The sequence below is a fragment of the Streptomyces sp. NBC_01477 genome (genome assembly GCF_036227245.1).
Classification (GTDB): Bacteria; Actinomycetota; Actinomycetes; order Streptomycetales; family Streptomycetaceae; genus Actinacidiphila.
In genome coordinates, this window is the sequence record NZ_CP109445.1 from 4375965 (window position 1) to 4387585 (window position 11621).

12 protein-coding genes are annotated in these 11621 nt (G+C 71.2%); 5 read left to right on the plus strand and 7 right to left on the minus strand.

Annotation, left to right across the window (positions count from 1 at the left end; genetic code table 11):
• The first annotated feature begins 3 nt into the window (after nt 1-3).
• On the plus strand, nt 4-1179 hold the full coding sequence (locus OHA86_RS18320) for a cytochrome P450 (RefSeq protein ID WP_329182457.1): 1176 nt from the start codon (nt 4-6) through the stop codon (nt 1177-1179).
• 141 nt (nt 1180-1320) lie between these two features.
• On the opposite strand, the gene OHA86_RS18325 is transcribed toward OHA86_RS18320, so the two are convergent.
• The 4 genes from OHA86_RS18325 to OHA86_RS18340 all read right to left on the minus strand — a co-directional run bounded on the left by OHA86_RS18325 (nt 1321) and on the right by OHA86_RS18340 (nt 4904).
• The gene (locus OHA86_RS18325; RefSeq protein WP_329176729.1) at nt 1321-2550 is read right to left on the minus strand and encodes a cytochrome P450; all 1230 of its coding nucleotides are present in this window, start codon (nt 2548-2550) and stop codon (nt 1321-1323) included.
• Between the two features lie 93 nt (nt 2551-2643).
• Complete coding sequence (locus tag OHA86_RS18330) at nt 2644-3957, minus strand: MFS transporter (protein WP_329176731.1); 1314 nt, start codon at nt 3955-3957, stop codon at nt 2644-2646.
• Entirely contained in the window at nt 3954-4625 is a 672-nt protein-coding gene (locus OHA86_RS18335; protein ID WP_329176733.1) for a GntR family transcriptional regulator, read from the minus strand. Before OHA86_RS18335 ends, OHA86_RS18330 begins: the two co-directional genes overlap by 4 nt.
• Nucleotides 4626-4709: 84 nt before the next feature.
• Nucleotides 4710-4904, minus strand: coding sequence for a hypothetical protein (locus OHA86_RS18340; RefSeq protein ID WP_329176734.1), 195 nt, complete (start codon nt 4902-4904; stop codon nt 4710-4712).
• 188 nt (nt 4905-5092) lie between these two features.
• Here OHA86_RS18340 and OHA86_RS18345 point away from each other — a divergent pair, with 188 nt between their 5' ends.
• The 4 genes from OHA86_RS18345 to OHA86_RS18360 all read left to right on the plus strand — a co-directional run bounded on the left by OHA86_RS18345 (nt 5093) and on the right by OHA86_RS18360 (nt 7422).
• A complete protein-coding gene (locus OHA86_RS18345; RefSeq protein WP_329176736.1) occupies nt 5093-5302 on the plus strand; it encodes a hypothetical protein in 210 nt (69 codons plus the stop codon).
• 5 nt (nt 5303-5307) lie between these two features.
• On the plus strand, nt 5308-5844 hold the full coding sequence (locus OHA86_RS18350) for a DUF6879 family protein (RefSeq protein ID WP_329176738.1): 537 nt from the start codon (nt 5308-5310) through the stop codon (nt 5842-5844).
• Nucleotides 5841-6683 carry a helix-turn-helix domain-containing protein gene (locus OHA86_RS18355; protein WP_329176740.1) on the plus strand — a complete coding sequence of 281 codons (843 nt, stop codon included), beginning with the start codon at nt 5841-5843 and terminating at the stop codon, nt 6681-6683. The genes OHA86_RS18350 and OHA86_RS18355 overlap by 4 nt, the downstream gene beginning before the upstream one ends.
• Nucleotides 6684-7056: 373 nt before the next feature.
• The gene (locus tag OHA86_RS18360; RefSeq protein WP_329176743.1) at nt 7057-7422 is read left to right on the plus strand and encodes a hypothetical protein; all 366 of its coding nucleotides are present in this window, start codon (nt 7057-7059) and stop codon (nt 7420-7422) included.
• A gap of 343 nt (nt 7423-7765) precedes the next feature.
• On the opposite strand, the gene OHA86_RS18365 is transcribed toward OHA86_RS18360, so the two are convergent.
• Genes OHA86_RS18365 through pdhA form a run of 3 tightly spaced genes read right to left on the minus strand, consistent with a single transcriptional unit; the run spans nt 7766 to nt 11337 of the window.
• A complete protein-coding gene (locus OHA86_RS18365; RefSeq protein ID WP_329182458.1) occupies nt 7766-9160 on the minus strand; it encodes a dihydrolipoamide acetyltransferase family protein in 1395 nt (464 codons plus the stop codon).
• A gap of 21 nt (nt 9161-9181) precedes the next feature.
• Entirely contained in the window at nt 9182-10159 is a 978-nt protein-coding gene (locus tag OHA86_RS18370) for an alpha-ketoacid dehydrogenase subunit beta (RefSeq protein WP_443053920.1), read from the minus strand.
• A gap of 2 nt (nt 10160-10161) precedes the next feature.
• Nucleotides 10162-11337, minus strand: a complete 1176-nt coding sequence (gene pdhA, locus OHA86_RS18375) for a pyruvate dehydrogenase (acetyl-transferring) E1 component subunit alpha (RefSeq protein ID WP_329176745.1) — start codon at nt 11335-11337, stop codon at nt 10162-10164.
• Nucleotides 11338-11621 lie beyond the last annotated feature (284 nt).

Sequence of the window (11621 nt, forward strand, 5' to 3'; positions counted from 1 at the left end):
CGCATGCACTCGTTGGACTTCGAGTCCGACCCGGCCGACCTCTACCGGCGGCTGCGCCGCGCGCACGGCCCGGTGGCGCCGGTGCTGCTGGACGACGACATCCCGGCCTGGCTGGTGCTGGGCTACCGTGAGTTGCACTACGTCACCGCCAACCCGGAGATCTTCGCCCGCGATTCGCGCCGCTGGCACGCCTGGGACCGCATCCCGCCGGACTGGCCACTGCTGCCGTACGTCATGCACACCCCCTCGGTGCTCTTCACCGAGGGCGCCGAGCACCGGCGCCGCTCCGGGGCGATCACCGACGTGCTGGGCGCGGTCGACCAGTACGAGCTGCGGATTGCCGCGGAGGCGGTCGGCGACCGGCTGATCGACGGCTTCGCGGGCACCGGGCACGCCGAGCTGATGACCGACTACGCCGGGCAGGTGCCGCTGCGGGTGGTGGCCGGGCTGTTCGGCCTGGACGAGGACGAGACCGGCTCCCTTGAGGCGGACATGGTCGCCTCGCTGGACGACGGCGCCGGGGCGGTGGACGCCTACCAGCGCATCCACGCCACGATGGCGATGCTGCTGGCCCGCGGCCGGGAGACCCCGGGACCCGATGTGCCGACCAGGATGCTGCTGCACCCGGCGGGGCTCGCGGACGAGGAGATCATCCAGGACATGATCTCCATCATGGCGGCGGGCCAGCAGCCGACGTCCAACTGGATCGGCAACACCCTGCGGCTGATGCTCACCGACGACCGTTTCGCGGTGACGCTCTCGGGCGGCCGGCGCAATGTCGGCCAGGCGCTCAACGAGGTGCTGTGGGCGGACACCCCGACGCAGAATTTCGTCGGCCGGTGGGCGGCGCGGGACACCGTGCTGGCCGGCCGCAGGATCGCCAAGGGCGACTGCGTGGTGCTGGGCCTGGCCGCCGCCAACACCGACCCGCAGGTGCGCCCGGACTTCACCGCGGGCTCGACCGGCAACCAGGCGCATCTGTCGTTCAGCCACGGCGAGCACCGCTGCCCGGCCCCGGCCCCCGAGATGGCCGAGGTGATCTCCCGGGCGGCGGTGGAGGTGCTGCTCGACCGGCTGCCCGACCTGGCGCTGTCGGTGCCGGCCGAGCGGCTGGTGTGGCGCCCCTCGGTGTGGATGCGGGGTCCCGCGCAGCTGCCCGTGCGGTTCACGGCGATGTGACCGCGTGGGGCGAGGCGGCCGGCAGGTCCTGCGCGGCCGGCGGGACGCGACGGGCCGGTCGTACGGGACCGGCCGGTCGTACCCGGCCGGTGGTTCGTGACCTGCCGGCGCTGCGGGTCCGGCGGGTCGTACGGGACCGGGTCAGGCCGCCAGCGGGCGCGCGGGGGTGAAGCTCACCGGCAGCGATCCCGGCCCCCGGGTGAAGACCCCCTTCTCGGGGGGCAGTTCGCCGCCGGCCGGGACCACATCGGGCATGGCGTCCAGCAGTTGCCCTATCCCCACCTCGATCTCCGTCTTGGCCAGCAGCGCGCCCACGCAGAAGTGCCGCCCGAGCGCGAAGGCCAGGTGGTCGGCGGCGGCCGAGAAGGCGTTGGCGGTGGTCAGATCCGCGCGGTGGACGTTGTACGTGTCCGGGTCCGCGTAGCGCGCCGGGTCGCGGTTGGCCGCGCCGATCAGGCAGGTCACCGTGGCGCCGGCCGGCACCGTACCGCCGCTGAGCGTCACGTCCTGCGACGGCTGCCGCATGATCATGTGCACCGGCGGGGTGAAGCGCAGCGTCTCGGCGAAGGCCGCCGGTATCAGCGAGCGGTCGGCGCGGACCTCCGCGAGCTGGTCGGGGTTGGCCAGCAGATTGCGGAAGACCCCGGCGACCGCCTTGTCTGTGGTCTCGCCGCCCGCCGCGAGCAGCAGGCTGACGAAGGCCTTCACGTCCTCGTCCGACATCGCGACACCGTCGATCTCCGCCGTGCACAGCGTCGAGAGCAGATCGTCCCCCGGGTGCGCGCGCCGCTCCCGGATCACCGGGATCATGTACGCGGCCAGCTCCGCGCGGGTGCGCAGACCGGTGGCGATGACGTCGGCGTCCTGGCTGAGGTTGCCCAGGAAGGCGATGATCGCGGTGTACCAGTCGTGGAAGCGGTCGTGGTCGGAGCGGTCCAGGCCGAGCATGTCGACGATGACGTTGACCGGGAAGCGGGTGGCGAAGTCCGCGACCAGGTCCGCGTGGCCCGTCGCCCGGAAGCCGTCGATCAGTTCCGCCGCGTTGCGCTCGATGACCGGCAGGAATCTGTCCTGCAACTCCCGGCCGCGGAAGGCCGGGGCGACCAGCGCCCGGCGTACGGAGTGCTCCCTGCCGTCCATCTGGAGGATGGTCCTGCCGTGCACGGGGGCGATCTGCCAGTCGTAGTTGTCACTGGTGAACACCGGGTCCTTGAAGGCGCGTTCCACATCCTCGTACCGCGATACGAGGTAGCTGCCGGTGGCTTCGTGCCGGATCAGCGGGTGCTGCGCGCGCATGATCCGGTACGCGCTGTAGGGGTCGGCCGCGAATTCGGCCGAGAGAATATCGGGTGCCGCGTGCGCAGAGCTCATGGCGTTCCCTCGCGATGACGTCAACTAACCGGTCAGATTAGCGAGTTGACACCCAAAAGGGGATAGCACCGACAGCGCTGCGCGTCCGCGGCGTCACTCCCCGCTCACCGCCGCGGCCGACCGGTGGACGCTCTCCACCCGGCTGACCGCGATCCGTTCCCGCTCCAGGCGGTCGCTGTGCCGGCGCAGCCGCAGTATCTGCACGGTGCCGACGGCCTGGAGGACGAAGATGCTGCTCCAGGCCACCCGGTAGTTGTCGCCGCTGGCGTCCAGCAGCACACCGACGGCCAGCAGGGTGAGCACCGACGCGGTGAAGCCGCCGATGTTGACGATGCCGGACGCCGTACCGAAACGCTCGGGCGGGTTGGCCGGGCGGGCGAAGTCGAAGCCGATCATCGAGCCGGGGCCGCAGGCGCCCAGCACCACGCACAGCAGTACGAGCAGCCACATCGGGTCCTGCCCGCCGGGCCAGCCGAGCACCACCGCCCAGATCGCCGCGGTCGCCGCGATCACGCCGAGCGTCAGCGGCATCCTGGCGCCGTGGTGGCGGGAGATCAGCTGGCCGAAGACCATCCCGAACACCATGTTGGCCAGCACCACCAGGGTCAGCAGGCTGCCCGCGGTGCCGCGCGACAGGCCCTGGTCCTCGACCAGGTAGGGCAGGCCCCACAGCAGCAGGAAGACCATCCCGGAGAATTGCGTGGTGAAGTGTGTCCACATCCCCAGCCGGGTGCCGGGCTCGGCCCAGGACGCGGCGATCTGCCGCCGTACGTAGGCGAGTCCCGCGTGTTCCGCGGGCGCGGGCTCGTAGCCCTCGGGGTGGTCCTTGAGGAAGAGCGCCACCAGCAGCAGGACGAAGGCGCCGCCGATCGCCGTACCCAGGAAGGTCGGCGTCCAGCCCGCCGAGTGCAGCAGCCGGGACAGGGCCACGGTCGAGACCAGGTTGCCGGCCACCCCGAACAGCGCGGCGCCCTGTGCGATCATCGGCCCGCGGCGGGCCGGGAACCAGCGCGAGCCGAGCCGCAGCACACTCACGAAGGTCATCGCGTCACCGCATCCCAGCACCGCGCGGGCGGCCAGCGCCATGCCGTAGGAGTGCGACAGCGCGAAGGCCAGCTGGCCGCTGGTGAAGAGCACCGCGCCCAGCATCAGCACCCGCTTGGTGCCGAGGCGGTCCACCATCAGGCCGACGGGTATCTGCATGCCCGCGTAGACCAGCACTTGCAGGATCGAGAACGACGAGAGCGCGGACGCGCCGATGTGGAAGCGGTCGGCGGCGTCGATGCCGGCCACGCCGAGGCTGGTGCGGTGCACCACCGCGACCAGGTAGACGAGGGTGCCGACGCCCCACACCAGGACGGCCCGCCGGCCGCCCGGCGGGTCCCCCGGCAGTGTCCTGGCCGTCACGACTCGCCCCGGGCCAGGGTGTTGACCCGCGACAGGTGCCCGCGCACGGCCGCCGCCGCCTGCCGGGGGTTGCCCTGGCGCAGCGCGTCCAGGATCTCGGTGTGCTCGGCGATGTTCTTGGCGACCCGGCTGGGCTCGGCGTGCATCATGGCCACCCCCATCCGCAACTGGCGGTCCCTGAGCTGGTCGTAGAGCTGGGCAAGGATGCGGTTGCCGGCCGCGCGCACGATCTCCGCGTGGAAGCAGCGGTCGGTGGCCGCGAACGCCGCCAGGTCGCCGGCCGCCGCGTGCTCGCGCTGCTCGGCCAGCAGCTCTTCGAGCCGGACCACCAGCCGGTCCGGCAGCGCGCCCACCAGCTTGGCGACGGCGTGCTGCTCGACCAGCAGCCGGGTCTCCACGACGTCGGCGATCTCCTGCGCGGAGACCGGCAGCACCAGGGCGCCCTTCTTCGGATAGAGCTTGAGCAGCCCCTCCGCCTCGAGCCGCAGCAGCGCCTCGCGCACGGGGGTGCGCGACACCCCGACGGCGTCGGCGAGGTCGCCCTCGGTCAGCAGCGTCCCGCCTTCGTAGCTGCGGTCGAGCACGCCTTTCTTGACGTGCAGATAGACCCGCTCGGCGGCGGGCGGCGACTTGACGGCGACCGGGGTCGCGACGGTTGGCGCATCCATGATGCGCACATCATAGATACAACAGTTCGGTGTCCGATACACCGTCCCGCGATCCGGACACCGCCCCGCACGCCTGCCGCGGCGTCACGGCCGGATCGTACTGACCAGATCCGCGGTCGAGGCGACGGTGGACTGGATGGTGGGCGCAAGACCGGACCCGGCCAGGCAGAACCCGAGCAGCCCGCAGATGATGGCGTGGCTGACCTTGAGGTGCTTGTTGTGCGTCAGCAGTGCCGCGATGACGAACAGCAGCAGGACGACGGAGACAGAGACGACCATACGCCGATAGCAGCACAAAACCCCCGCGAAGTGCGGTAAACACGCACAACACATCCCCCGGAGGCCCGCCCACCCGCTCAGAGCGGCCCGGACACGCCCGCAGTGCCCCCTGCCGCGCGACCCGCCCGCGCGGCTACGGTGCGCCGCAGACACCGCCACCTGTGCGGCGTATGCGAGGGGAATCCGCCATGACCCGCAACCTGCGAATGATCGGCACCACGTCCGAGGACGGCAACTGCCCGACGCTGTACGAGGACGTCGACTCCGGCGACATCGTCGTACAGGGCTACGCCCTCACCGAGCCCGACGACCTCGCCCAACTCCGTGACGTGCTCGACGGCGAGTCCTTCGTCGTCGTACCCCGCGAACTCATCACACGATTCGCCCCCAAGGAGTAGCTCACGTGCCGCAGTTCATCGACGCCTCGGCGATCACCGAGTTCTTCCGTGACGGCTTCGAGCACACGGCATGGCGCCTGGAGGCCCGGCGGGCGTACCAGGTGGACTACGAGAGCGCCCGCTTCCAGGCGTATCTGCGCGGTGAGGACCCCGGGACCGGCGGCCGGGAGGCATGGCTCGGCACGATCAGGGACCGTACTGCGACAGGCGCCCGCGTCGAGCGCGTACGGCTCTACGACGAACCGCCCACGGATTACCAGCGGTTCCTGCTGTGGGGCACCGTGCACACGGTCGCGGCGGGCGAGGACATCCGCTACCTGATGCGCACGCAGGCCGAGAGCTACGGCCTGCCCGCACGGGACTTCTGGCTGTTCGACTCCCGCGTCCTCGGAGAATTCCGCTACGACGGCGACCGTTCGCTCGGCATGCAGCTCACCGAGGACCCCACCACAGTAGTAGCCGCCTGCCGGATCCGTGACGCCGCCTGGCACCACGCGGTCCCGTACGGAGAGTTCGCCGCGCGGGTAGCCTCCGCCGTGTGAGCACGGATTTCCAGCAGGCCCGTATCGCCCTCGGTGTGCGGCTCCGTGAGCTGCGCGCCGAGGCCGGTCTGACCGGAAGGGACCTGGCAACGCGGTGCGGCTGGCTGCCGTCGAAGGTCTCGAAGCTGGAGAACGGCCGCCAGACCCCTAAGCCGGCCGACCTCACCGCATGGGCGGCCGCCGTGGGAAAGCCCGCCGCAGCCGCCGAGCTGAAGGGCCGGCTGACCGGCCTGGAGGTCACCTACCGCTCATGGCGACGCCAGTTGGCCACAGGCCACCGCGCCCGTCAGGAGAGCGCGGCCGCCGAGCACCTGAACAGCAGGGTGATCCGCGCCTATGAGGCAACTGTCGTTCCGGGCATCTTCCAGACCGCGGACTACGCCCGCCATCTCCTCCAGCACAGCGCGGACCTCCGACAGACGCCACGCGACACCGAGGCGGCGGTACGCGCCCGGATGAAGCGTCAGGCGAGCCTCTACGAGCCCGGCCGCGTATTCCACGCTCTGGTCTGGGAGGCGGCACTGCACGTCCGCATCTGTCCGCCCGGGGCACTTGCCGCCCAGCTCGACCGACTGGCGGGGCTGATCGGACTGGACACCGTCCGGCTCGGCATCATCCCCTTCGAGGCCGCACTGACCATCACCCCCCGGCACGGCTTCTGGATCTACGACGAGCGCCTGGTCATCGTCGAGACCATCAACGCCGAGATGTGGCTCGACGACCCCGCCGACATCGCCCTGTACGGCAAAGCCTGGGACCGGTTGTCCGCCGCATCGGTCCACGGGCGTACAGCGCACCGTCTGATCGCCCGCGCCCGGGCCGCGCTCGACCTCGCGTAAGCAATACCGCGAACAGCGCCCAGCACGGCGAGAAATCCCGAGCAATGCGCCAAGAGTGCGGCAACTCCGCGCCCTACGGTCCTGGAGGGCCGCGCGCCAGCACGGACAGTCGGCCCGTTCGCCGCAAGGAAACCCGCCCTCGTCGGGACTCGACATCACGGACGAGGGCGGGCGCGGCAGTCCCATGACACGCGGAGGAGGCCGATTCATGCATAGCACACCGTCAGTCCTCGACCCTGGGGACGACGACCCCACCCCTCCACCTGAGAACCCGGACTGCGGGGATGGCGACGGCTGTGGCCGCAAATAGCTGACGACTTCCCGGCCGGCGGCCGCCCTCCGGCCGCCGGCCCCTGACCGAGAACGGGGTGACGTGACCACGCACTGGCACGCCTACAGCTACACCGGACATGCTCGCCCACCGGACAGCGAGGCGCGTGATCCCCATTCGGCCGCGCCGCCCCTCGTCGTCGCGGAGTGGCTGCGCAAGCCGCGGAGCATGCTCGTCGGCACTTTCGCGGACCCTGACGACGCGGTGGCGTGGTTGGCTCACCAGCTCGCCGACACCCCGCCGATGGCGACGTCCCTGCCGGTGCGTGCGGCACTGGCGTACGCCCGTGATCGGCTCACCCAGAAGCCCGGCGATCAGGTGACCCGGTACTACACCTCCACGGCATACGTCGTACGAGACCTGATCCGATGCACCGGGCAGGCCGGTACATGTCCGGGGCCACCCTGAGACGTCGGCCTGCGCCCGTTGCCGCCGGGGCCGGAGAATCGAGCCGGGGGTCGGTCGGTCGGCAACCACGGCGTGGTGGAAGTCGCGCCGCGCGGTCGGGGTGAAGCGCAGTATCGGGCCCCCGGCGACCCGGGCGGAGGTCTCCCCTCGCGGGCGGCGTCATCCTCGGTCTTCGACCGGAGCGCGCGGTGGTGGCTACGCGCACCGGGTCTGCTGAGCCGGGTTCGGCGAACGAGACGTCGACGGCCGCACGGTGGTGAGGCGGAACCGCGTGCTGGAGGCACGGCGGGCGGGAGGCTCGTGGACGGGGTCCGGGGGAGCCTCCCGCTCGGGGTGGGAGAGGTTACGCCCAGGTGATCAGGCGCTTGGGCTCTTCCAGGACCGCGGCCACGTCCGCCAGGACCTTGGAGCCGAGTTCGCCGTCGACCAGGCGGTGGTCGAAGGAGAGGGCCAGGGTCGTGACGTGGCGCGGCTTGACCTTGCCCTTGTGGACCCAGGGCTGGAGCTTGACCGCGCCGAAGGCGAGGATCGCGGATTCGCCGGGGTTCAGGATGGGCGTGCCGGTGTCGACGCCGAAGACGCCGACGTTGGTGATGGTGACCGTGCCGGCCTGCATGTCGGCGGGGGACGTCTTGCCCTCGCGGGCGGTGGCGACCAAGTCGCCCAGGGCGGAAGCCAGTTCGGGAAGCGTCTTGTCCTGCGCGTCCTTGATGTTGGGGACGATCAGGCCGCGCGGGGTGGCGGCGGCGATGCCCAGGTTGACGTAGGACTTGTGGACGATCTCCTGCGCGGCCTCGTCCCAGGCGGAGTTGACCTGCGGATTGCGGCGGATCGCGATCAGCAGTGCCTTGGCGACCAGCAGCAGCGGGCCGACCTTGAGGCCGGTGAAGGCGCGGTCCTCCTTCAGCTCCTGGACCAGCTTCATGGTCCTGGTGATGTCGAAGGTCACGAACTCCGTCACGTGCGGGGCGGTGAAGGCGCTGGCCACCATCGCCTGGGCGGTGGCCTTGCGCACACCCTTGATGGGGGTGCGGGTCTCCCGCTCACCGGCGGCGAAGGCGGGAGCCCCCTGGGCCGCGGCCGGCGGGAGGGCCGCCGGGGGCGCCGCCGCCGCGCGGATGTCGTCGCGGGTCACCACGCCGTTCGGCCCGGTGGGCACGACGGTGGCCAGGTCGATGCCGAGGTCCTTGGCCAGCTTGCGCACCGGCGGCTTCGCCAGCGGCCGCTCAGCCGCACGCGTACCCGTGGTCGCAGCCGCGTCGGAAGGCGGAGCCGGAGCCGCAGGCGCCGCCGTGCCGTTCACCGCGGCCGGCCCCGCCGGCTGCTTGCGCGCGCGGCGGGTGGTCGAGGAGGGCGCGACCCCGTAACCCACCAGCACCGCCTCCCGCTTGGCGGGCGCGGCAGCGGGAGCCGGCTCGGCCGGAGCAACGGGCTGCGCGGCCGGCGGCGGTACGTCGTCCTCCCGCGTGCCGGCACCCGCGTCCACCACGATGATCGCAGTGCCGACGTCCACCGTCGTGCCCTCGTCGAAGCGGATCTCGCTGACCACCCCGTCGTAGGGGATGGGCAGTTCGACGGCCGCCTTCGCCGTCTCGACCTCGCAGATCACCTGGCCGTCGGTGACGGTGTCACCCACCGCCACGTACCACTTGAGGATCTCGGCCTCGGTGAGGCCCTCGCCGACGTCGGGCATCCGGAATTCTCGGAAGCGCTGTGCCTGTACGGTCTGTGGCGTCATCGTCGTCACAACCCCTCTCCCTCAGAACGCCAGCGCGCGGTCGACGGCGTCGAGTACGCGGTCCAGGCCCGGCAGGTACTCCTCCTCGAGGCGGGCCGGCGGGTAGGGGGCGTGGAAGCCGCCCACCCGCAGCACGGGCGCCTCAAGGTGGTAGAAGCAGCGCTCGGTGATCCGGGCGGCGATCTCCGCACCGGCGCCGTAGAAGACCGGCGCCTCGTGCACGACGACCAGCCGGCCGGTCCGCTGCACGGATGCCTGGATCGTGTCGAAGTCGATCGGCGAGAGCGAGCGAAGGTCCACGACCTCCAGGCTACGGCCCTCGTTCGCGGCCGCCGCAGCCGCCTCCAGGCACACCTTCACCATCGGGCCGTACGCGGCGAGCGTGACGTCCGTGCCCTGCTGGGCCACGACCGCCCGGTGCAGGGCGCCCGGCAGCGCGGAGACGTCGACCTCGCCCTTGTCCCAGTAGCGCCGCTTGGGCTCGAAGAAGATCACCGGGTCGTCGCATTCGATGGCCTGCTGGAGCATCCAGTACGCGTCCGAGGCGTTGGAGGGCGAGACCACCTTGAGCCCGGGGATGTGCGCGAACAGCGCCTCGGGCGACTCGCTGTGGTGCTCGACCGCGCCGATGCCGCCGCCGTAGGGGATACGGATGACCACCGGCAGCTTGATCTTGCCGAGCGCGCGGGCGTGCATCTTGGCCAGCTGGGTGACGATCTGGTCGTACGCGGGGAAGACGAAACCGTCGAACTGGATCTCCACCACCGGCCGGTAGCCGCGCAGCGCCAGGCCGATCGCGGTGCCGACGATGCCCGACTCGGCGAGCGGGGTGTCGATGACGCGCCCCTCGCCGAAGTCCTTGTACAGGCCGTCGGTGATACGGAAGACACCGCCGAGCTTGCCGACGTCCTCACCCATGATGAGGACCTTGGGGTCGTTCTCCAGCGCCTTGCGCAGGGATTCGTTGAGGGCCTTGGCCACTGCCATCGTCTGGGTCATGATCAGTGCCCCGTTCCCGCGGTCGTGTCCCCGGTCTCGAAGGACGCCTGGTATTCGGCGAACTGCGCCCGCTCCTCGTCGACGAGTGCGCTGCCGTCCGCGTAGACGTTCTCGAAGATCGCCATGGTGCCGGGGTCCGGCATGTTCCGTACGCCCTCGCGCACCCGCTTGGCGAGCGCGTCGCTCTCCGCGTCGATCTCGGCGTAGAAGGCCTCGTCGGCGAGGCCCTCGCGCTCCAGGTAGATCTTCAGCCGGGCGATGGGGTCCTTGGACGCCCATTCCTCGCGCTCCTCGTCGCGCCGGTAGCGCGTCGGGTCGTCGGTCGTGGTGTGCGCGCCCATCCGGTAGGTGAACGCCTCGACCAGCATCGGCCCCTGCCCGCTGCGGGCGTGGTCGAGCGCGGCCCTGGTGACGGCGAGCACCGCGAGCACGTCGTTGCCGTCGACGCGGACGCCGGGGAAGCCGAAGCCGGCGGCGCGCTGGTAGATCGGCACCCGGGACTGCTTCTCGGTCGGCTCGGAGATGGCCCACTGGTTGTTCTGGCAGAAGAAGACCACGGGGGCGTTGTAGACCGCGGCGAAGGTGAAGGACTCGGCGACGTCGCCCTGGCTGGACGCGCCGTCGCCGAAGTAGGCGATGACGGCCGCGTCGGAGCCGTCCTTGGCCACGCCCATGGCGTAGCCGGTGGCGTGCAGAGTCTGCGAGCCGATCACGATGGTGTAGAGCTGGAAGTTGTTCTCGTTGGGGTCCCAGCCGCCGTGGTTGACGCCGCGGAACATCCCCAGCAGATTCAGCGGGTCCACATCCCGCGTCCAGGCCACGCCGTGCTCCCGATACGTCGGGAAGACGTAGTCGTCGGGGCGGGTGGCCCGTCCCGAGCCGATCTGCGCGGCCTCCTGGCCGAGCAGCGAGGCCCACAGGCCCAGCTCCCCCTGGCGCTGCAAGGTGATCGCCTCGGCGTCGAAACGGCGGGTCAGCACCATGTCGCGGTACAGGCCGCGCAGCTCTTCCGGCGTCAGGTCGATCGCGTAGTCGTCGTGCTCGACCCGCTCGCCCTCGGGAGTCAGCAGCTGTACGAGTCCGGGCTCGCCGCCACGGCGCTTCGCGACGGTTGCGCGGGTCGTCCGCCCCCTGCCCTTGGCGGGGGGACCCCCGGCGGCAGTGCTCTTCACGCTCACTTCGTCCTCCGTCTGTCCGGCCCCCGGGATCTGCCGGGGAGCAGGATGGGGCCTCCCCCACGTGTTTCGGGGGGCGGCGCACCTGGTCCGGCGGGACGCACGGGGTGTGTGCGGCATGGCCGAGCCAGGCGTGACAGTGTCCCGGCGAAGGCCTGCAACTACAGACGTTACCCAGAAGTCCGGCATTCGCGCGAAGCCGTCCGACCTGCGGTTTTGCTTGGATTTCCTAGTAACTGCGCGGGCGCGGCGCTTTCCGGGCGGGCGGCCCGGCCGGTGTCGGCCTG